14 protein-coding genes, 2 tRNA genes, 3 rRNA genes and 1 pseudogene are annotated in these 20,871 nt (G+C 52.6%); 8 read left to right on the top strand and 12 right to left on the bottom strand.

Going from position 1 to position 20,871, the window contains the following annotated elements; genetic code table 11:
• Positions 1 to 72 precede the first annotated feature (72 nt).
• The gene (gene norR / locus ACX9GU_RS24860) at positions 73 to 1,593 is read left to right on the top strand and encodes a nitric oxide reductase transcriptional regulator NorR (RefSeq protein ID WP_473193235.1); all 1,521 of its coding nucleotides are present in this window, start codon (positions 73 to 75) and stop codon (positions 1,591 to 1,593) included.
• A 47-nt stretch (positions 1,594 to 1,640) separates the two neighbouring features.
• Here the strand turns inward: norR and ACX9GU_RS24865 are convergent.
• Positions 1,641 to 2,233, bottom strand: a pseudogene (locus ACX9GU_RS24865) (NAD(P)H-dependent oxidoreductase).
• Between the two features lie 114 nt (positions 2,234 to 2,347).
• Between ACX9GU_RS24865 and ACX9GU_RS24870 the strand changes: the two are divergent.
• Complete coding sequence (locus ACX9GU_RS24870) at positions 2,348 to 2,965, top strand: TetR/AcrR family transcriptional regulator (protein ID WP_473193236.1); 618 nt, start codon at positions 2,348 to 2,350, stop codon at positions 2,963 to 2,965.
• A gap of 36 nt (positions 2,966 to 3,001) precedes the next feature.
• Positions 3,002 to 3,535 (top strand): metal-dependent hydrolase, encoded by a 534-nt coding sequence (locus ACX9GU_RS24875; RefSeq protein WP_473193237.1) that lies wholly within the window; start codon positions 3,002 to 3,004, stop codon positions 3,533 to 3,535.
• Between the two features lie 116 nt (positions 3,536 to 3,651).
• On the opposite strand, the gene gltP is transcribed toward ACX9GU_RS24875, so the two are convergent.
• Positions 3,652 to 4,968, bottom strand: coding sequence for a glutamate/aspartate:proton symporter GltP (gene gltP / locus ACX9GU_RS24880; protein ID WP_473193238.1), 1,317 nt, complete (start codon positions 4,966 to 4,968; stop codon positions 3,652 to 3,654).
• 888 nt (positions 4,969 to 5,856) lie between these two features.
• Here gltP and acs point away from each other — a divergent pair.
• The 3 genes from acs (at position 5,857) to actP (ending at position 9,967) form a co-directional block, all read left to right on the top strand.
• The gene (acs, locus tag ACX9GU_RS24885; protein ID WP_473193239.1) at positions 5,857 to 7,815 is read left to right on the top strand and encodes an acetate--CoA ligase; all 1,959 of its coding nucleotides are present in this window, start codon (positions 5,857 to 5,859) and stop codon (positions 7,813 to 7,815) included.
• Between the two features lie 191 nt (positions 7,816 to 8,006).
• Positions 8,007 to 8,318 (top strand): DUF485 domain-containing protein, encoded by a 312-nt coding sequence (locus tag ACX9GU_RS24890; RefSeq protein WP_024484747.1) that lies wholly within the window; start codon positions 8,007 to 8,009, stop codon positions 8,316 to 8,318.
• Complete coding sequence (actP, locus tag ACX9GU_RS24895) at positions 8,315 to 9,967, top strand: cation/acetate symporter ActP (protein ID WP_473193240.1); 1,653 nt, start codon at positions 8,315 to 8,317, stop codon at positions 9,965 to 9,967. Before ACX9GU_RS24890 ends, actP begins: the two co-directional genes overlap by 4 nt.
• Positions 9,968 to 10,360: 393 nt before the next feature.
• Here the strand turns inward: actP and rrf are convergent.
• The 5 genes from rrf to ACX9GU_RS24920 form a co-directional block, all read right to left on the bottom strand.
• Positions 10,361 to 10,476 (bottom strand): 5S ribosomal RNA (gene rrf, locus ACX9GU_RS24900).
• Positions 10,477 to 10,577: 101 nt separating this feature from the next.
• Positions 10,578 to 13,485 (bottom strand): 23S ribosomal RNA (locus ACX9GU_RS24905).
• A gap of 219 nt (positions 13,486 to 13,704) precedes the next feature.
• A tRNA-Ala gene (locus ACX9GU_RS24910) sits at positions 13,705 to 13,780 on the bottom strand.
• A 108-nt stretch (positions 13,781 to 13,888) separates the two neighbouring features.
• Positions 13,889 to 13,965 (bottom strand) — tRNA-Ile (locus tag ACX9GU_RS24915).
• A 75-nt stretch (positions 13,966 to 14,040) separates the two neighbouring features.
• Positions 14,041 to 15,581 (bottom strand): 16S ribosomal RNA (locus ACX9GU_RS24920).
• The 16S, 23S and 5S rRNA genes sit together here with 2 tRNA genes alongside, the layout of an rRNA operon.
• Before the next feature lie 516 nt (positions 15,582 to 16,097).
• Between ACX9GU_RS24920 and ACX9GU_RS24925 the strand changes: the two genes are divergently transcribed.
• Positions 16,098 to 16,640 (top strand): gamma carbonic anhydrase family protein, encoded by a 543-nt coding sequence (locus ACX9GU_RS24925; protein ID WP_368439728.1) that lies wholly within the window; start codon positions 16,098 to 16,100, stop codon positions 16,638 to 16,640.
• A gap of 34 nt (positions 16,641 to 16,674) precedes the next feature.
• On the opposite strand, the gene aroE is transcribed toward ACX9GU_RS24925, so the two are convergent.
• The 5 genes from aroE to dprA are packed head-to-tail and all read right to left on the bottom strand — an operon-like array spanning position 16,675 to position 20,219.
• Positions 16,675 to 17,493, bottom strand: a complete 819-nt coding sequence (gene aroE, locus ACX9GU_RS24930) for a shikimate dehydrogenase (RefSeq protein WP_473193241.1) — start codon at positions 17,491 to 17,493, stop codon at positions 16,675 to 16,677.
• 11 nt (positions 17,494 to 17,504) lie between these two features.
• Positions 17,505 to 18,074 (bottom strand): L-threonylcarbamoyladenylate synthase type 1 TsaC, encoded by a 570-nt coding sequence (tsaC, locus tag ACX9GU_RS24935; RefSeq protein WP_414822584.1) that lies wholly within the window; start codon positions 18,072 to 18,074, stop codon positions 17,505 to 17,507.
• 7 nt (positions 18,075 to 18,081) lie between these two features.
• The gene (locus ACX9GU_RS24940; protein ID WP_021182205.1) at positions 18,082 to 18,627 is read right to left on the bottom strand and encodes a DNA topoisomerase family protein; all 546 of its coding nucleotides are present in this window, start codon (positions 18,625 to 18,627) and stop codon (positions 18,082 to 18,084) included.
• Between the two features lie 25 nt (positions 18,628 to 18,652).
• Positions 18,653 to 19,126 (bottom strand): DUF494 family protein, encoded by a 474-nt coding sequence (locus ACX9GU_RS24945; RefSeq protein ID WP_021182206.1) that lies wholly within the window; start codon positions 19,124 to 19,126, stop codon positions 18,653 to 18,655.
• A complete protein-coding gene (gene dprA, locus ACX9GU_RS24950; protein ID WP_473193242.1) occupies positions 19,098 to 20,219 on the bottom strand; it encodes a DNA-protecting protein DprA in 1,122 nt (373 codons plus the stop codon). Before dprA ends, ACX9GU_RS24945 begins: the two co-directional genes overlap by 29 nt.
• Positions 20,220 to 20,351: 132 nt before the next feature.
• Here dprA and def point away from each other — a divergent pair, with 132 nt between their 5' ends.
• On the top strand, positions 20,352 to 20,861 hold the full coding sequence (gene def, locus ACX9GU_RS24955; protein ID WP_473193243.1) for a peptide deformylase: 510 nt from the start codon (positions 20,352 to 20,354) through the stop codon (positions 20,859 to 20,861).
• The last annotated feature ends 10 nt before the right edge of the window (positions 20,862 to 20,871 follow it).

A 20,871-nucleotide genomic window follows, 5' to 3' on the forward strand; every position in this document is an offset into this window, starting at 1 on the left:
TTAAATGATTGATGTCAAATTGACATCAGGATAAGATTGTCTTTATGACAATTCAGTGTCGGAATGACAATCATGGCTCTCTCGATCCAGTCGCTCGCCACCATCGCAATAGACTTACAAAACGGCCTCACACAGCGCGATCGCTTCCAATTTTTAATCAATAGCTTAAGAACGCTGTTACGTTGCGATGCCTCCGCTTTGCTGCGCTTTGAAGGGCAACAGTTCCGCCCCTTGGCCATTGATGGCCTGGCGCCAGATGTATTGGGCCGCCGTTTCTCCCTTGACGCCCATCCTCGGCTGGAAGCCATCGCTCGTGCCGGCAACCTGGTACGTTTCCCGTCAGATAGCGATTTGCCCGATCCCTACGACGGCCTGATCCCCGGCCATGGCCAATTGAAAGTTCATGCCTGCATCGGATTACCCTTGTTCGCAGGGCAGGATTTAATCGGTGCCTTAACCTTCGATAGCATGGACCCGCAGCAGTTCGATCGCTTCAGTGACGAAGAGCTCCGGCTGATTGGCGCACTGGCCGCAGGTGCACTCAATAACGCCCTGCTGGTTGAGATGTTGGAAAAACAGTCGCTGTCACCGTTGGCAGCACAACACATCAACAGCGCCAAGCACAGCGATGAGATGATTGGGCTTTCGCCGCTCGTCCGCCAACTGAAACAAGAAATCAGCATCGTGGCCAACTCCGATCTCAACGTGTTGATTACGGGTGAAACCGGGGTGGGGAAGGAACTGGTGGCGCAAGCCATTCATCGAAAATCATCGCGCACCGCCAAGCCAATGGTGTATCTCAACTGCGCCGCACTGCCGGAAAACGTCGCAGAAAGTGAGCTATTCGGCCACGTCAAAGGCGCGTTTACCGGAGCTATCCAACATCGTATCGGTAAGTTTGAGTTGGCCGATGAGGGAACCTTGTTCCTCGACGAGATTGGAGAACTCTCTCTTTCTCTGCAAGCCAAGTTGCTGCGGGTGATCCAATATGGCGACCTGCAACGCGTTGGCGATGACCGTGTGAAACGCGTCAACGTGCGCATTCTGGCCGCGACCAACCGCGACCTTAAACAAGCGGCGGTTGACGGGGTGTTCCGGGTTGATTTGTATCATCGGCTGAGCGTATTCCCTATCGCCGTGCCCCCCTTGCGAGAGCGCACTGGAGATATAGCCCTGCTTGCTGGTTTCTTCTGCGAGCGTTGCCGTATCAAGCTGGGTCTGGCGCAATTAACTCTTACCCCGGCGGCGTTATCTACGCTGGAGCTGTATCCATGGCCAGGTAACGTTCGCGAACTGGAGCACGCCATTTACCGGGCTGCAATAGTGGCTCGCGCAACGCAAAACCACGCCGAGCTGGAGCTGCTGCCTACGCACTTTAATTTAAACGTGGAACTCATGGCGGAAAGGATTAATGACGGCCCCAACGAGCCAGTAATAGCAGCCGATCTGGCCACGATGACCCAACAATTTCAACGCGATGTGATCCAGAAAGCGCTGGAAAGCTGCGATAGAAATTGGGCGGCCACGGCGCGTAAACTTAGTCTGGACAGTGGGAATCTGCACCGCCTGGCAAAACGGTTAGGGATTAAATGATCGCTGCCAAGTTTGGCCCTCAATGGTTTGAGGGCCAGCTAGTTCCTTTATGCTGGCCGGAAGATGCCGTTGCCAATGTTACGCGCTGCATCGAGGTAAGCCTTTGGCTCCCCCAGTTCTGGCAGCAGTAGCATTTCAGATGTCTTAACCGAAGCGCCACAATAATCAAAAATACCGTGGGTTATCTGTGCGTTAAAGGCATCGGTAAAACCGTGACGATCATAAACGCCCTTGCTTGCCGCCCCAAGAGCAACCAAATGCACCGGTAAATGCCCCAATTTTTTGACCACCGCCCCATCTGCCGTCTCTTCATAAGCCCAGCCATTGGAAAATACGCGGTCTACCCACCCCTTAAGTAAGCAGGCATACTCCACCAGTAGATTGGGAACACCAGAACCAGGGCATCCGCGCTATCGATACGCGCCTGTTCTGCCAGAATATCCGTGGGAACGGTGGCCGTTTTTAAAAATGCGGCGATATCTGCGGCACGGTACACCGGATCGAACCCCTCCTGAGTGAGATCGGCAATTTCAAAAGTATGGGTGGGATCGGCTGCCGTTATCCCTTCGGCAATGGCTGCTGCAACACCATGAGTTAATGACGTCTCGAGAGGATGGGACACAACGATTAGCGCGTGCATTGGGGCGGCTCCTATTGTCAGGGCGAGGTATAAAACGTACTCTATATACCAACAGTAAGTTACCGTCGGTAAGTTACCTTTAGTATATAACGCTGTCAACGAGTAAATATTGCTATGGTCTCCAAACCACATTCGCGAGTTCGGCTATCGAGAGAAGAGCGTTATCAGCAGTTGCTGGCAACTGCGTGGGAAATCATTCATGAAGAGGGCACCGAAGCGCTAACGCTCGGCCATCTGGCAGAACGCTCGGGCGTCACCAAGCCGGTCGTGTATGACCACTTCACCAACCGTTCGGGCCTGTTTGCCGCGCTGTATCAGGAGTTTGATTATCGTCAGACCGCGCGGATGGATGAAGCTATCCAAAATACCCAACCGGAGCTAGAGGCCTTAGCCTCGGTGATTGCCACTTCCTACATTGAGTGCGTGCTGCTGCAAGGCCGTGAAATGCCTAGCGTCATGGCTGCACTAGCCGGTACGCCAGAGCTTGAGAAAATCAGGAATGATTACGCCGTGGTGTTCATCGAGAAGTGCCGCCAGATCTTTGCCCCCTTCTGCTGCGATAACCAGCTTCAGGACGCCGCTCTATGGGGTATGCTGGGCTCTGCGGAAGGGCTGTCCTACGCCACCAGCTGTGGCGCGATTACGGCAGCCCAGGCTAAGGAAGAGCTATTCGGCATCATTATTTCGATGGTGCAGCGAAGTGGCGATCGGCCCGATATGGCTATGCCATAATAAGCACAGTGTTACCCCTCATCATGGAAGAGAGTTATGCCGACAATCGTTACCCACGCCGCAGTGCCGTTATGCCTTGGTTTAGGGCTGGGCCAGAAAATCATACCGCCCCGCTTGCTGCTCGCGGGCGTGGTACTTTCTATGCTACCGGATGCCGACGTGCTGGCTTTTAAATTCGGCGTGGCTTACGGCAATCAGTTTGGCCATCGCGGTTTCACGCATTCACTGCTGTTTGCGTTCCTGATGCCTACCTTGGCACTGCTGTTCTACCGCTGGTTCAAGGCTAACCCCGTCAAGACCTGGTTGTTCCTGTTTATTTCGCTGTTATCCCACAGTTTGCTGGATTCGGTGACCACCGGTGGCAAAGGCGTCGGCTGGCTGTGGCCATGGAGTGACGAGCGTTTCTTTGCGCCTTGGCAGGTGATCCGCGTAGCGCCGTTTAGCCTCGAAAAATACCTGACTCCTGCTGGGCATGCGGTGATCATGTCGGAATTACTGTGGGTTTGGTTGCCAGGTGCCATCTTGATGATCGGCATGATAGCGCTGCGTAAAGCCATGCAGCGCCAGTGAGAGATTGATTAGGCAAATCTCATCCTGAGTAGACCACCAATATTGGAACAATTTGGCCATCATTCAATTAAAAAAACCCGCCGACGGCGGGTTTTGAGAGAAAGAGATGGAACTACTTACGCCTGATTGGCAGGAGTCACTTTACTGGCCAGGAACTCCTGTTCGTAGGCCAGCGACTTTTTACGGTCGAACTGATGTTCCCATTTAGCAATCACCAACACCGCCAGCGCATTGCCCACCACGTTCAGAGCCGTACGCGCCATATCGAGTATACGGTCAACGCCGGCGATAAACGCCAAACCTTCCAACGGAATGCCCACGCTGCCCAAGGTCGCCAACAGCACCACAAAGGAGACACCCGGCACACCGGCAATCCCTTTTGAGGTCACCATCAGCGTCAGCACCAGAATGATCTCTTGCCCCAGCGACAGCTCAATACCGTACAGCTGTGCAATAAAGATGGCGGCAATACTCTGGTACAACGTAGAACCGTCCAGATTGAAAGAGTAGCCGGTAGGCACCACGAAGCTGGTGATGGACTTTGGTGCACCGTAGGCCTCCATCTTTTCGATAATGCGCGGCAACACGGTTTCCGAACTGGCCGTTGAGTAAGCCAGGATCAGTTCCTCTTTCAAGATGCGGATCAGCGTCCAGATACGCAGGTTACACAGCCGTGCAACGGCCCCCAGAACCACCAAACCAAAAAAGGCGATGGCGAAGTAAACCAGCACTACCAGTTTGGCCAACGGCAAGAGCGAAGCGAAACCGAAGTTGGCAACCGTGACCGAGATCAGACCAAATACCCCAATAGGAGCGTAACGCATGATCATGTGGGTCACCTTGAACATGCTCTCGGCTACCGCTTTGAACACCTTCAGCAGCGGCTCTTTGGTCTCTTTCGGCAGGGAAGACAAGCCCAGGCCAAACAGCACCGAGAAGAAGATGATCGGCAGCATATCGCCTCTGACCATCGATGCGAACACGTTAGAAGGAATTAACGAAAGGATAGTGGCCACCAGGCTATGTGAGCCGCTTTGCACCTGTTCCGTCGTTTTTTCATACTGTGAGATATCGACCGCGGTCAGCGCCGACATGTCGATGCCGTGCCCGGGTTGAAAAACATTAGCCAATGTCACACCCACGATGATGGCGATGGTGGTGATCACTTCAAAATAGATAATGGTTTTCAATCCAATACGGCCCAGCTTTTTGGTATCACCAATACCGGCAATACCGACGATCAGCGTGGAAATAACAATAGGCACCACGATCATCTTGATCAAACGAATAAAGATATCACCGGCGGGGCTCAATATATTACTGACCATCCACTCACGCGATTCCGTTTGATTATGCAGCACTGCACCTAGAATAATACCCAATACCAACGCGATCAGGATTTGCCAAGCGAGGCTGATTTTTACATTTTTCATACCCAAAAGTCCTCAAAGACTCCGTGCCAACGTGTTAAAACACACCTAGGCTCCGGAAGGAATACTTAATCATTTATTACAGGCTTATGTTTGTGAACCTCTACGCCAACTGCCCTTGGTGTAACGCAGTATAAATCTGTACCATTTGAAGGCGGGCTTCTGCAAGCCTTGTTTCATATCGCTTTTGTCATTTTCGCCAGCAAAAAACCAACAAACAAAAAACGAATCGAAACATAATTGCTTGTTCTAAAAAACATAATATTAGCTTGAGCAGAACAACAGTCCATTGGATAGGACAATTTTTAATCTAAATAAAAGTGCGTGATTTGTCAGTGCATTTGCATATTTAGTCTAAAGGAATGTATCAATATTGTTAATAAAAAGTTTTTAAAAAGAAAATAAAACCCTCAAACGAATACCTTCAACTGCCTAAGATAAGTCTCAATATGATTCATGAAACTAATAAATAATCACAAGATCATTCACCGAATCTCTTGTTTGGATTTTCAAAAAACCAACATAATAAAGGCAGAAGAAAATAAGCCTGCGACTGGTTGCGGCTAACAATGACGTTGAGTATTTATAGCAGCCCTTAATAAGATCTGCTCCACTGTAAAATATAACCTCGACCTTATTGTTTGCGGCACCATCAAGCCGATGCCTCACGCTTAATATTTTTAGTTATCTAAAAACTTTTTTAACAGAAATACGCCCATTCCCGTCTTTTCATCGTCAACCAAACAGTTACACAACACAATTACGACAGTAACTATTACAAATCAACATCTTCGTTGCGTGATCTGCCGCCCAAAAAAGAAACAAACCGTCATGGCAAACTATACTTAACCATCAGTTGACATATCATTAACAATTCTAAGGAGAAAAACCATGAGCCAACTGCACAAACACGCCATTCCTTCTGCAATTGCAGATCGTGCCCTGATCAATCCGGAGCAATACCAGCAGTATTATCAACAATCTGTACAAGACCCAGCGGCATTCTGGGGCGAGCACGGCAAGATCCTCGATTGGATCAAGCCCTACACCTCAGTGAAGAACACCTCTTTCGATCCCGGCCATATCAGCATCCGCTGGTTTGAAGACGGTACCCTTAACCTGTCAGCGAACTGTCTGGACCGCCACTTGGCCGAACGCGGCGACCAAACCGCCATCATCTGGGAAGGAGACGATCCGACCCAATCGGCCAAGGTCACCTACAAACAGCTGCACCACGATGTCTGCCAGTTTGCCAACGTGCTGAAAAAGCTCGGGGTGAAAAAAGGCGATGTGGTGGCCATCTATATGCCAATGGTGCCTGAAGCCGCCGTCGCCATGCTGGCCTGTGCGCGCATTGGCGCCGTGCACTCGGTGATCTTTGGGGGCTTTTCCCCAGAAGCCGTAGCGGGCCGTATTATCGACTCCAACTCCAAACTGGTGATCACCGCTGATGAAGGGCTGCGTGCTGGCCGCGCGGTACCGCTGAAAAAGAACGTCGATGATGCGCTGAAGAACCCAGGGGTGAAAAGCGTCAACAACGTGGTGGTTTTCCAACGTACCGGCAAGCCGGGCTACTGGCAAGAAGGGCGCGATCTCTGGTGGCATGAGCTGACCGAAGGCGTATCTGCCGACTGCCCACCGGAAGAGATGAACGCGGAAGATCCGCTGTTTATCCTCTATACCTCCGGCTCAACCGGCAAACCGAAAGGCGTGGTGCATACCACCGGGGGCTATCTGGTTTACGCCGCACTGACCTTCAAATACGTCTTTGACTACCACGATGGCGACGTCTATTGGTGCACCGCCGACGTGGGTTGGGTTACCGGCCATAGCTACCTGTTATATGGCCCACTGGCCTGCGGTGCCATTACGCTGATGTTTGAAGGCGTGCCGAACTACCCAGGGGTAAACCGTCTGTCGCAGGTAGTGGATAAGCATCAGGTCAATATCCTGTATACCGCACCAACGGCAATCCGCGCCCTGATGGCCGAAGGCGACAAAGCAATCGAAGGCACCAAACGCGATTCGCTGCGCATTATGGGTTCCGTGGGTGAGCCGATCAACCCAGAGGCCTGGGAGTGGTATTACAACAAGATTGGTAACGCAAAATGCCCGATCGTTGATACCTGGTGGCAGACCGAAACCGGTGGCTTCATGATCACCCCGCTACCAGGTGCTACAGAGCTGAAGGCTGGCTCTGCCACTCGCCCATTCTTTGGCGTGCAACCGGCATTGGTCGATAACATGGGTGAACCACAGGAAGGGGCCTGTGAAGGCAATCTGGTAATCACCGATTCTTGGCCGGGTCAGGCTCGAACCCTGTACGGTGACCATGACCGCTTCGAGCAAACCTACTTCTCTACCTTTAAAGGCATGTACTTCAGCGGTGACGGCGCACGCCGTGACGAAGATGGCTATTACTGGATCACCGGCCGTGTCGATGACGTGCTCAACGTTTCCGGCCACCGTCTGGGCACCGCCGAAATTGAATCCGCATTGGTATCGCACCCCAAAATTGCCGAGGCTGCGGTGGTGGGTATTCCGCATAACATCAAGGGCCAGGCGATTTATGCCTATATCACCCTGAATCATGGGGAAGAGCCAACGCCGGAACTGTATGCCGAAGTGCGTAACTGGGTGCGTAAGGAAATCGGGCCGATTGCCACGCCTGACATTCTCCATTGGACCGACTCTTTGCCAAAAACGCGGTCTGGCAAAATCATGCGGCGTATTCTGCGCAAAATTGCCGCCGGTGATACCAGCAACCTGGGGGATACCTCAACGCTGGCGGATCCGGCCGTAGTCGAAAAGCTGTTGGAAGAGAAACAATCAATGAAAGTTCCATCCTAATCCGCGCCGCTTCAGGCCGTTCGTCTGCCATGCGCAGCTGAACGGCCTGTATACCTGAAAGCTTTCAACTGCAGTAAAGCCGATCCCAGACATTTGGCTGGGATGGGTCAAGGCGGCCCGCAGAGCGCCGATTTGCCAGCTGGAAGGGTATCGCGTGGCGTACTTGTTCAATACCTATTGGAGAAACTCGGATGAATGAAGATATTTATCAAAGGATTGAAGAAAACCCGCGCTTTCAGGAGCTGGTGCAAAAGCGCAGCCGTTTCGCCTGGCTCCTGTCACTGATCACACTCGCGCTGTACGTCGGCTTTATCTTACTGATCGCCTTCGATCCTCAGTGGTTGGGGACTCCACTCGGTCCCGGATTAACCATTACCCGTGGGATCCCGGTTGGCGTGGGATTGATCGTGATTTCTTTCGTGTTAACCGGGATCTATGTTTATCGTGCCAACGGTGAATTCGATCGCCTGAATGCTGAAATCCTGCGTGAGGTACAACAATGAAGCGCCTACTTTCAGCTACCGCACTGTTGGCCCTGCCAGGCCTAAGCCATGCCGATGCCATTGGTGGTGCAGTACAGCGCCAACCACTGAACATCCAGGCCATTATCATGTTCCTGCTGTTCGTCGGTGCCACCCTTTACATCACCTACTGGGCTTCCAAACGTACCCGCTCTCGTCAGGATTACTATACCGCTGGCGGGCGCATCACCGGATTGCAAAACGGCCTGGCTATCGCCGGCGACTTTATGTCTGCGGCATCGTTCCTCGGTATCTCCGCGCTGGTTTATACCTCCGGCTATGATGGGCTGATTTATTCCATCGGCTTCCTGATCGGTTGGCCAATCATTTTGTTCCTGATTGCCGAGCGGCTGCGCAACCTTGGCCGATATACCTTCGCCGACGTGGCCTCTTACCGCCTGAAGCAGAAACCGATCCGCTCACTATCGGCCTGTGGTTCCCTGGTGGTGGTGGCGCTGTACCTGATCGCCCAGATGGTGGGCGCGGGCAAATTGATCCAGCTGCTATTCGGCCTCAATTACCACGTCGCCGTTATCTTGGTCGGCATATTGATGGTGCTGTATGTTCTGTTCGGTGGCATGCTGGCGACCACCTGGGTGCAAATCATCAAGGCCGTGCTGCTGTTGGCCGGTGCCAGCTTTATGGCGCTGATGGTGATGAAATCCGTCAACTTTGACTTCAATACCCTGTTTGCCGAAGCCGTGAAGGTGCATCCGAAAGGGCTTGCCATCATGAGCCCGGGTGGACTGGTCTCCGACCCTATATCCGCCCTCTCCCTGGGTCTGGCATTGATGTTCGGTACCGCCGGTTTGCCACATATCCTGATGCGTTTCTTCACCGTTAGCGATGCCAAAGAAGCGCGTAAGAGCGTGTTCTATGCCACCGGTTTTATCGGTTATTTCTATATCCTGACCTTTATTATCGGTTTCGGTGCGATCCTGCTGGTCAGTGCCAATCCGGCCTTCAAGGATGCCAGTGGCGCATTGCTTGGCGGCAACAACATGGCAGCGGTGCATTTGGCTAACGCTGTGGGAGGGAACTTCTTCCTTGGCTTTATCTCTGCGGTAGCATTTGCCACGATCCTGGCGGTGGTTGCCGGGCTAACCTTGGCAGGGGCTTCTGCGGTTTCTCACGATCTCTATGCCTGCGTCATCAAAAATGGCAAAGCAACCGAGCGTGATGAGCTGAAAGTCTCCAAAATCACCGTGGTGTTGCTCGGGGTGGTGGCTATTGCGCTGGGGATCCTGTTTGAGAAGCAGAACATTGCCTTTATGGTGGGGCTGGCATTCTCCATTGCGGCCAGCTGTAACTTCCCAATCATCATTCTTTCCATGTACTGGTCACGCCTGACCACGCGGGGAGCAATGATCGGCGGATGGCTTGGTCTGTTAACCGCAGTGATCCTGATGATCCTGGGCCCGACTATCTGGGTACAGATCCTCGGCCATGCCAAACCGATTTATCCTTACGAATATCCTGCGCTGTTCTCTATGCTGGTCGCGTTTATCGGCACCTGGTTCTTCTCTGTGACCGACAATTCGTTGGTTGGGCAGCAAGAGCGCGTGAAATTCCGCGCCCAGTTTGTACGTTCACAAACCGGGCTGGGGATTTCGCAGGGAAGTGCACACTAAGGCGTTGATTTGGGCTGAGGTTGACTCGGCCCTGCTTTAAAGAGTTAGCCTGCTGGGTCTTCCGGCAGGTTAATTTGCAGATCGAGTATTACCCCTCACCCTACCCCTCTCCCACAGGGAGAGGGAACCGATCGAGCCCGCGGATCTCTCTGTGTAATACTTCATCTTTCTGCTTTCTTCCAACGTCCTGAAGCGGTACGGGCTCACCAACCTCTCCCCACTTTCCGAAGCAGTACGGGCTCATCCACGACGCCGGACTGCTCCCTCTCCCCCGCACGGGTGTTCAGTTGTTCTCAGCTGGTACTCTGGGAGAGGGTGGGGGTGAGGGGCATTTCTGTTTCCGACACATAGCAAAAAGGCCATCCTTGCGGATGGCCTCTTGGCTTATTTGATGCCTGGCAGTGTCCTACTCTCGCATGGGGAGACCCCACACTACCATCGGCGCTACGGCGTTTCACTTCTGAGTTCGGCATGGGGTCAGGTGGGACCACCGCGCTATTGCCGCCAGGCAAATTCTGTTTTATTCCAACCGCCTTTTGGGCCATTGAAACCAATCTCGGAACGTCGCTGAAAATCTACTTCAATCTCTCTAAAACACCTTGGGTGTTGTAAGGTTAAGCCTCACGGATCATTAGTACTGGTTAGCTCAATGCATCGCTGCACTTACACACCCAGCCTATCAACGTCTTAGTCTTAAACGTTCCTTCAGGGGCCTTAAAGGCCCAGGGAAGACTCATCTCGAGGCAAGTTTCGCGCTTAGATGCTTTCAGCGCTTATCTTTTCCGCACTTAGCTACCGGGCAGTGCCATTGGCATGACAACCCGAACACCAGTGGTGCGTTCACTCCGGTCCTCTCGTACTAGGAGCAACCCCTCTCAATCTTCCAACGCCCACGGCAGATAGGGACCGAACTGTCTCACGACGTTCTAAACCCAGCTCGCGTACCACTTTAAATGGCGAACAGCCATACCCTTGGGACCTACTTCAGCCCCAGGATGTGATGAGCCGACATCGAGGTGCCAAACACCGCCGTCGATATGAACTCTTGGGCGGTATCAGCCTGTTATCCCCGGAGTACCTTTTATCCGTTGAGCGATGGCCCTTCCATTCAGAACCACCGGATCACTAAGACCTACTTTCGTACCTGCTCGAGCCGTCACTCTCGCAGTCAAGCTAGCTTATGCCTTTGCACTAACCTCACGATGTCCGACCGTGATTAGCTAACCTTCGTGCTCCTCCGTTACTCTTTGGGAGGAGACCGCCCCAGTCAAACTACCCACCAGACACTGTCCTCACCCCAGATTATGGGGCCGAGTTAGAACATCAAACATTAAAGGGTGGTATTTCAAGGTTGGCTCCATGCAGACTGGCGTCCACACTTCAAAGCCTCCCACCTATCCTACACATCAAGGCTCAATGTTCAGTGTCAAGCTATAGTAAAGGTTCACGGGGTCTTTCCGTCTTGCCGCGGGTACACTGCATCTTCACAGCGAGTTCAATTTCACTGAGTCTCGGGTGGAGACAGCCTGGCCATCATTACGCCATTCGTGCAGGTCGGAACTTACCCGACAAGGAATTTCGCTACCTTAGGACCGTTATAGTTACGGCCGCCGTTTACTGGGGCTTCGATCAAGAGCTTCGCCTTGCGGCTGACCCCATCAATTAACCTTCCAGCACCGGGCAGGCGTCACACCGTATACGTCCACTTTCGTGTTTGCACAGTGCTGTGTTTTTATTAAACAGTTGCAGCCAGCTGGTATCTGCGACTGGCTTCAGCTCCGAGAGCAAGTCTCTTCACCTACGCGCCAGCGTGCCTTCTCCCGAAGTTACGGCACCATTTTGCCTAGTTCCTTCACCCGAGTTCTCTCAAGCGCCTGGGTATTCTCTACCTGACCACCTGTGTCGGTTTGGGGTACGATTTGATGTTACCTGATGCTTAGAGGCTTTTCCTGGAAGCAGGGCATCAACTACTTCTGCACCGTAGTGCATCGTCATCACGCCTCAGGGTTGATAAGCAACCGGATTTACCAGGTCACTCCCCCTACACGCTTAAACCGGGACAACCGTCGCCCGGCTAGCCTAGCCTTCTCCGTCCCCCCTTCGCAGTAACACCGAGTACAGGAATATTAACCTGTTTCCCATCGACTACGCCTTTCGGCCTCGCCTTAGGGGTCGACTCACCCTGCCCCGATTAACGTTGGACAGGAACCCTTGGTCTTCCGGCGAGCGGGTTTTTCACCCGCTTTATCGTTACTTATGTCAGCATTCGCACTTCTGATACCTCCAGCAAACCTCACAGTTCACCTTCAACGGCTTACAGAACGCTCCCCTACCCAACAACGCCTAAGCGTCGCTGCCGCAGCTTCGGTGCATGGTTTAGCCCCGTTACATCTTCCGCGCAGGCCGACTCGACCAGTGAGCTATTACGCTTTCTTTAAATGATGGCTGCTTCTAAGCCAACATCCTGGCTGTCTATGCCTTCCCACATCGTTTCCCACTTAACCATGACTTTGGGACCTTAGCTGGCGGTCTGGGTTGTTTCCCTCTTCACGACGGACGTTAGCACCCGCCGTGTGTCTCCCGTGATAACATTCTTCGGTATTCGGAGTTTGCATCGGTTTGGTAAGCCGGGATGGCCCCCTAGCCGAAACAGTGCTCTACCCCCGAAGATGAATTCACGAGGCGCTACCTAAATAGCTTTCGGGGAGAACCAGCTATCTCCCGGTTTGATTGGCCTTTCACCCCCAGCCACAAGTCATCCGCTAATTTTTCAACATTAGTCGGTTCGGTCCTCCAGTTAGTGTTACCCAACCTTCAACCTGCCCATGGCTAGATCACCGGGTTTCGGGTCTATACCTTGCAACTATTCGCCCAGTTAAGACTCGGTTTCCCTACGGCTCCCCTATACGGTTAACCTTGCTACAAAATATAAGTCGCTGACCCATTATACAAAAGGTACGCAGTCACACCACGAAGGTGCTCCCACTGCTTGTACGTACACGGTTTCAGGTTCTATTTCACTCCCCTCGCCGGGGTTCTTTTCGCCTTTCCCTCACGGTACTGGTTCACTATCGGTCAGTCAGGAGTATTTAGCCTTGGAGGATGGTCCCCCCATATTCAGACAGGATGTCACGTGTCCCGCCCTACTCATCGAACTCACAGTTAATGCATTTTAGTGTACGGGGCTATCACCCTTTACTGCGCGACTTTCCAGACGCTTCCACTAACACAAGAACTGATTCAGGTTCTGGGCTGTTCCCCGTTCGCTCGCCGCTACTAGGGGAATCTCGGTTGATTTCTTTTCCTCGGGGTACTTAGATGTTTCAGTTCCCCCGGTTCGCCTCGTATGGCTATGTATTCACCATACGATAGTGTGTCGAAACACACTGGGTTTCCCCATTCGGGTATTGCCGGTTATAACGGTTCATATCACCTTACCGACACTTTTCGCAGATTAGCACGCCCTTCATCGCCTCTGACTGCCTAGGCATCCACCGTGTACGCTTAGTCACTTAACCTCACAACCCGAAGGTGTTTCTGTAAACAGAGACACTGTCGTGCTGTTTATTTGAGAGACTCTATGACAGGTTAATCCTTACCCCAATACATCTACGGAGGGATAAGTTTCAGCTGTCATGTTTCAATTTTCAGCTTGTTCCAGATTGTTAAAGAGCAAAATACTTCGCAGCATACTGTTACCAGTACACTCTGAAGTATTATCAAGGACTATATGGATATGGTGGAGCTAAGCGGGATCGAACCGCTGACCTCCTGCGTGCAAGGCAGGCGCTCTCCCAGCTGAGCTATAGCCCCATACAGTCACTTGCAGAAACCTTTATTTACCACTCGCTCAGGCAAGGCATGCTCACTGGACGTTTACGGTGTAAACGTATCGCGTGCAACGCAGCATAAGTGCGAATTTGGTAGGCCTGAGTGGACTTGAACCACCGACCTCACCCTTATCAGGGGTGCGCTCTAACCACCTGAGCTACAAGCCTATAAAGGTATTTCTGCTCGTTACTTTTTCATCAGACAATCTGTGTGGACACTGCACTCAACTGCATATCTTTAGGTAAGGAGGTGATCCAACCGCAGGTTCCCCTACGGTTACCTTGTTACGACTTCACCCCAGTCATGAATCACAAAGTGGTAAGCGCCCTCCCGAAGGTTAAGCTACCTACTTCTTTTGCAACCCACTCCCATGGTGTGACGGGCGGTGTGTACAAGGCCCGGGAACGTATTCACCGTAGCATTCTGATCTACGATTACTAGCGATTCCGACTTCACGGAGTCGAGTTGCAGACTCCGATCCGGACTACGACATACTTTATGAGGTCCGCTTGCTCTCGCGAGTTCGCTTCTCTTTGTATATGCCATTGTAGCACGTGTGTAGCCCTACTCGTAAGGGCCATGATGACTTGACGTCATCCCCACCTTCCTCCGGTTTATCACCGGCAGTCTCCTTTGAGTTCCCGCCATTACGCGCTGGCAACAAAGGATAAGGGTTGCGCTCGTTGCGGGACTTAACCCAACATTTCACAACACGAGCTGACGACAGCCATGCAGCACCTGTCTCACAGTTCCCGAAGGCACCAATCCATCTCTGGAAAGTTCTGTGGATGTCAAGAGTAGGTAAGGTTCTTCGCGTTGCATCGAATTAAACCACATGCTCCACCGCTTGTGCGGGCCCCCGTCAATTCATTTGAGTTTTAACCTTGCGGCCGTACTCCCCAGGCGGTCGACTTAACGCGTTAGCTCCGGAAGCCACGCCTCAAGGGCACAACCTCCAAGTCGACATCGTTTACAGCGTGGACTACCAGGGTATCTAATCCTGTTTGCTCCCCACGCTTTCGCACCTGAGCGTCAGTCTTTGTCCAGGGGGCCGCCTTCGCCACCGGTATTCCTCCAGATCTCTACGCATTTCACCGCTACACCTGGAATTCTACCCCCCTCTACAAGACTCTAGCTTGCCAGTTTCAAATGCAGTTCCCAAGTTAAGCTCGGGGATTTCACATCTGACTTAACAAACCGCCTGCGTGCGCTTTACGCCCAGTAATTCCGATTAACGCTTGCACCCTCCGTATTACCGCGGCTGCTGGCACGGAGTTAGCCGGTGCTTCTTCTGCGAGTAACGTCAATCCAACAGCGTATTAAGCTATTGGCCTTCCTCCTCGCTGAAAGTGCTTTACAACCCGAAGGCCTTCTTCACACACGCGGCATGGCTGCATCAGGCTTGCGCCCATTGTGCAATATTCCCCACTGCTGCCTCCCGTAGGAGTCTGGACCGTGTCTCAGTTCCAGTGTGGCTGGTCATCCTCTCAGACCAGCTAGGGATCGTCGCCTAGGTGAGCCATTACCTCACCTACTAGCTAATCCCATCTGGGCACATCCGATGGTGTGAGGCCCGAAGGTCCCCCACTTTGGTCCGAAGACGTTATGCGGTATTAGCTACCGTTTCCAGTAGTTATCCCCCTCCATCGGGCAGTTTCCCAGACATTACTCACCCGTCCGCCGCTCGTCACCCAGGAGCAAGCTCCTTGTGCTACCGCTCGACTTGCATGTGTTAGGCCTGCCGCCAGCGTTCAATCTGAGCCATGATCAAACTCTTCAATTAAAAGCTTGATTTGCTGCAACTCGTGCAGCGATGCTCGAAAATTAACTTTCGTAATCATTCATTCGCATGAATGACTGCTTGGTCACTCTTCAAGACTTGATATTTTTTTGCTACCGAAGTAGCTGGATATCGTCTTGTGAGTGCCCACACAGATTGTCTGATAAATTGTTAAAGAGCAGTGAGTTACGCGCTTTCGCTTGCTAACTCGAGGTGGCGTATATTACGCTTTCCTCTTTCAGAGTCAACCTTAATTTCAGGTTTTTTCTCTGCGACCCCCGGATACTCTGTGAAGTTGTTCACATGTTCCGTGTCGATGGAGGCGCATTATAGGGATCCCATTTTTTTCCACAAGCCCTTTTTAGATCTTTTCTTACCGACTGCGCACTTTTCCGCCCTTTCGCACGGATCTTGCCCGATCAAGGCCGTTTTACCGACGATCCACCGTGTTAACTGGTTGTAATTCCACCGTCAAAGTCTAGTATTGCCGGTAATAAGATCCTTATACGAGGCAATCCCATGTCCAATTCAGTGCGTCCTTATCTGCATTACTCCCCTCAAATTGGCCAACGCGTCATGATCGATCCTTCCAGCGTAGTGATCGGCAACGTTGATCTGGCTGATGACGTCAGCGTTTGGCCCTTGGTTGCCATCCGCGGTGATGTCAACGCGGTAAAGATCGGCGCACGCAGTAATATCCAAGATGGCAGCATTCTGCATGTCACCCATCAATCCGATTATAATCCGGCGGGTTACCCTTTACTGATCGGCGAGGATGTCACCGTTGGGCATAAAGCCATGCTGCATGGTTGTACCATCGGTAATCGCGTTTTGGTGGGGATGGGCTCAATTCTGCTCGACGGTGCCGTAATAGAAGATGATGTGATGATTGGTGCAGGTAGCCTGGTCGCACCCGGCAAGCATCTGGAAAGTGGCTACTTATATGTAGGCAGCCCTGCACGCCAGGTTAGAGCCTTGACTCCGGCAGAACTGGAAGGGCTACGCTATTCGGCCAATAACTATGTACGTTGGAAAGACGAATACCTCAGTGAAGATATCTGACTGCCCCGCCCTGCTTGCCAGAGCGGGGCACCCATCACACCGCCATTTCCTGACGTAATTGCTGCAATACCGGTTCGATCTCCGGCATCACGCCATGCCATAAAAAGAAAGCATGAGCAGCCTGCCCCACCAGCATGCCTAAACCGTCCGCATAATGTTGCGCCCCCAACTGCTGCGCCCAAGCCAGGAATGGGGTGCCACCCTGTTGGTAGAACATGTCATAGCACCGGGTCGTGCTGTGGATAATGCTGTCAGGCAGTGCCGGGATCTCCCCCTTGAATCCTGAAGCAGTCGCGTTGATCACTAAATCAAAATGCTGTTGATCCAGCCGATCCAGCGGCAAGGCAGCGATCTCCCCCAGATGCCGGAACGCCGCAGCCAACTCCTCGGCACGGCTGAAGGTGCGGTTAGTCAACACCACTTCACAGCCAAAAGAGAGCAGCGGCAGGATCACGCCGCGCGCAGCACCACCGGCTCCAACCAGCAACACGCGGTCACTTGGCCGAATCAACCGTTGGCGTTCAAGATCAGACAGCAAACCGATACCGTCGGTGTTATCCCCCAGCAGCTTTCCATCGGGCAATACCTTTAGCGTATTCACCGCACCGGCCATTGCCGCCCTTTCGCTAAGTTCGCTTGCTGCCTCATAGGCACATTCTTTAAAAGGGACGGTGACGTTGGCCCCTTGGCCACCAGCAGCAATAAACCGTTGCAAGGTAGGTACAAATCCGTCCAACGGAGCCAGTACCGTGCCGTAGGGGTGTTCGATCCCGGTTTGCTGCGCAAACAGCGCGTGGATGCGTGGGGACTTGCTGTGAGCAATCGGGTTACCGAATACCGCGAACTTCTCCATAGATCTAGCCTCTAGCCCTGACGGATCTGCTCACCGGTCAAAGCATCTCTGATTTCAGAAGGGTTTAACCGGCCACCCACGTTACCTGCCAGCACCGGGAAAGCGTCACCAAACTGCTGTATCACTTCGGCTACGGTGCGGCACGGCTCCTCACCGCTTAAGTTGGCACTGGTTGACACCAGCGGCTTACCGAACTGGCGGCACAGCTGTTGCACCAAAGGATGATCGCTAACGCGCACGGCCAACGAACTAAAGCGGCCTGTCAGCAGGGCTGGCGTTTGCGGTTTTGCCGGGATCACCCAGGTTACCGGGCCAGGCCAACTGGCAAAGATCGTGGCACGCTGCTGCTCGTTCAATGCGCCATCATCAATATAAGGCGCTAGCTGGGCATAATCGGCAGCGATCAGGATCAGGCCTTTTTCCCACGGCCGTTGTTTCAAGGCCAACAGCTGTTTGACGGCCTGTTCGCTATCTGGGTCACACCCCAGACCGAATACTGCTTCTGTTGGATAAGCGATTACCTGCTGGTTTTCCAGCGCGGCAATAATAGGCGCGAATGCGGAAGTTTGTTCTGGGTTCATAGCTTGATTATTCTGAGATAGCGACGGGTTTTCCGCACAGTTTACTGGCACAGCAAAGCGTTGGGCCTTTTGCCGTGCGCTTCTCCATCAGTAATGGATAGTGGCAGTAAGCACACTCACCGGCGACGGGTTTAAAATTGAGCACAAACTGACATTCCGGATAGCGATCGCAGGAATGGAATACCTTGCCATAGCGAGATTTGCGCTGCAGCAGTTGTCCTTGGCCACACTGAGGGCAGGCGATGCTGGTTTCATCCGGTTTGTCGATCACTTCAGTATGATCGCAGTCCGGATAATGGCTGCAACCGATAAACATGCCATAACGTCCCTGGCGCAACACCAGCGTTGCCTGGCATTTCGGGCATTGCTGGCCCTCCAGCACTTTGACGATATGGCCATCCGCCTGCGCTTTTAAAGGCCGGATATACTCGCACTGCGGATATTGAGAACAGCCGAGGAAGGGGCCGTGGCGACCACTGCGGATCACCAACTCGGCCCCGCATTCCGGACAGGGTTCATTTTGCCTCGCGGCAAAAATCGCTGGTTTTGTCATAACGTCTTCTATGCCTGTTACCTACTCAGTGCAGGTAACCTTCGTTTACTTCAAATAACAGTTCTTCCATCTGCTGATAGGCGCTCTCATATCCGGGGATATTGAACAGCACCATCAGCACTACCCATTTCAGATCTTCGAGATCAAATTCCGTATTATCCAAAGCCATAACACGATCGATAACCATTTCACGGGTTTCGAGGTTCAATACCTGGATCTGTTCTAGGAACAGGAGAAAACCACGGCAACCGGCATCTAAACGCACGCTCTCTTCTTCGGTGTAGATCCGCATAGCCAGCGGATCGGCATCCATAAAATAAGGGGCATTCTCGCCTTCCTGGAGGTCTGCAAGCTTTTCCAGCCAATTCAACGCGTTGAAGATATCATCACGATCAAATCCTGCTTCGGTAAGATCGTCGGTCAAGGTATCCTGATCAACGTGCATTTCTGGCTCATTGTGGATATAGGTCTCAAACAAATACATGAGTACGTCGAACATGGCATGCCCTCCTTATTCGGACATAGCCGCCGGGTACAGCTGCGATCCACCCTGCTAACTCCAGATCGAGTAATTTGATTACTACCTCTGGCACAGGTTGGCCGGCACGTTCAGCGACGACGTCAACAGGTGTCACCTCATCTCCTACGTTAGCCAACACATCGGCAAATGGCAATTCAACTTCGGCCTCTGATGCAGAAATAGTTGTATTTTCGCTCACGGGCAGCCATTGCAGCCCACTTCCCAGCTGTTCTGCGATATCTTTTGGGCCGGTGACCAGGCTGGCCCCCTGCTGGATCAGCCAATGAGTTCCCTCGCTCATCGGGTTACCCAATGCTCCCGGCAGGGCAAATACTTCGCGCCCCTGTTCTAATGCATAGCGCGCGGTGATCAATGACCCGCTACGCAGTGAAGCCTCTATGACCACCACACCCGCACTTAACCCACTGATAATACGATTACGACGCGGGAAATGAGCCGCCAGCGGCAAATCGGTCGCCAGATGCTCAGAAATCACCGCGCCACCCTGCTCAATGATTTGCTCCGCCAGCCGGCGATGGCGGCGTGGGTAGATATTTGCCAGACCGCTACCCAATACCGCAATGGTTACCCCTTCAGCCTCCAAGGTGGCACGGTGACAGATCCCGTCAATGCCAATCGCCAAGCCGCTGGTAATGGCGAAACCGCAATGCACCAACCCGCTGGCAAAGTAACTGCCCCACTGCTCGCCATAGTGGCTGAACTGACGGCTACCCACCATAGCGATTTGCGGCTGTTGCAAAACCTCTATATCGCCCTGCGCCATCAGTAATAACGGCGCGTCATCGATATGCGCCAAGAGTTCGGGAAACGCTGGCTCACCGTATCGCACCATCTGATTGCCCGGCTGCTCCAGCCAGTTGAGCGTTGCCTTGAGATATTGCCCATGCCCCCGCCGAAACTGCCTTTGCTGCTGGTCATTCAGCCCCAGGGGCTTAAGCAATCGATAAGGATCGCCGCCTTCGGCAATCAGGCGATCGATAATCTGGCTGGCCTGCGATGCGTCGATCTTGGTCACAGCATGCATGCGTAAAGCAATTTCTTCCGGCTGCATCAATCATTCCCTCGCGGCAAATGGGGTATTACCAATTCGTGCAATTGGTCTGGGATGCTGTCAATCAGGCCAAGAAATGTCTAGAATAGAAGCTAATCACTGTTCATCACTCGGATACAGATCTTAAGATATATGTCAGTCTTGCAGGTATTACATTTCCCAGACGAGCGGCTACGCAAAATTGCGGCCCCGGTAAAAGAAGTCAATGCAGATGTCCAGCGCATCGTGGATGATATGTTTGAAACCATGTACGCAGAGGAAGGCATTGGCCTGGCTGCGACACAGGTCGATATTCATCAGCGCATTATCGTCATCGACGTTTCTGAAAACCGCGATCAACGCCTGGTGTTGATCAACCCGGAACTGCTGGAAAAAAGCGGTGAAACCGGTATCGAAGAAGGCTGCCTTTCTATCCCTGAGCAACGCGCCCTGGTGCCACGCGCAGAGAAAGTGAAGATCCGCGCCCTCAATCGTGAAGGAAAACCTTTTGAACTTGAGGCCGATGACCTGCTGGCAATCTGTATCCAGCACGAAATGGATCATCTGGTTGGCAAACTGTTTGTCGATTACCTGTCGCCGTTGAAACGCCAACGTATCCGTCAGAAACTGGAAAAAATGGCCAAGCTTGAAGCTCGTGCCTAACCGATCAGGA

This window comes from Serratia sp. K1WW1 (assembly GCF_055790865.1).

Excerpts from the sequence above, each read along its gene's own strand:
- actP (WP_473193240.1), top strand. The coding sequence starts at position 8,315 with ATGAAGCGCCTACTTTCAGCTACCGCACTGTTGGCCCTGCCAGGCCTA.
- gltP (WP_473193238.1), bottom strand. The coding sequence starts at position 4,968 with ATGAAAAATGTAAAAATCAGCCTCGCTTGGCAAATCCTGATCGCGTTG.
- ACX9GU_RS24875 (WP_473193237.1), top strand. The coding sequence starts at position 3,002 with ATGCCGACAATCGTTACCCACGCCGCAGTGCCGTTATGCCTTGGTTTA.
- tsaC (WP_414822584.1), bottom strand. The coding sequence starts at position 18,074 with ATGAACCCAGAACAAACTTCCGCATTCGCGCCTATTATTGCCGCGCTG.
- ACX9GU_RS24945 (WP_021182206.1), bottom strand. The coding sequence starts at position 19,126 with ATGTTCGACGTACTCATGTATTTGTTTGAGACCTATATCCACAATGAG.
- ACX9GU_RS24940 (WP_021182205.1), bottom strand. The coding sequence starts at position 18,627 with ATGACAAAACCAGCGATTTTTGCCGCGAGGCAAAATGAACCCTGTCCG.
- ACX9GU_RS24890 (WP_024484747.1), top strand. The coding sequence starts at position 8,007 with ATGAATGAAGATATTTATCAAAGGATTGAAGAAAACCCGCGCTTTCAG.
- ACX9GU_RS24870 (WP_473193236.1), top strand. The coding sequence starts at position 2,348 with ATGGTCTCCAAACCACATTCGCGAGTTCGGCTATCGAGAGAAGAGCGT.
- def (WP_473193243.1), top strand. The coding sequence starts at position 20,352 with ATGTCAGTCTTGCAGGTATTACATTTCCCAGACGAGCGGCTACGCAAA.
- aroE (WP_473193241.1), bottom strand. The coding sequence starts at position 17,493 with ATGGAGAAGTTCGCGGTATTCGGTAACCCGATTGCTCACAGCAAGTCC.
- norR (WP_473193235.1), top strand. The coding sequence starts at position 73 with ATGGCTCTCTCGATCCAGTCGCTCGCCACCATCGCAATAGACTTACAA.
- ACX9GU_RS24925 (WP_368439728.1), top strand. The coding sequence starts at position 16,098 with ATGTCCAATTCAGTGCGTCCTTATCTGCATTACTCCCCTCAAATTGGC.
- acs (WP_473193239.1), top strand. The coding sequence starts at position 5,857 with ATGAGCCAACTGCACAAACACGCCATTCCTTCTGCAATTGCAGATCGT.
- dprA (WP_473193242.1), bottom strand. The coding sequence starts at position 20,219 with ATGCAGCCGGAAGAAATTGCTTTACGCATGCATGCTGTGACCAAGATC.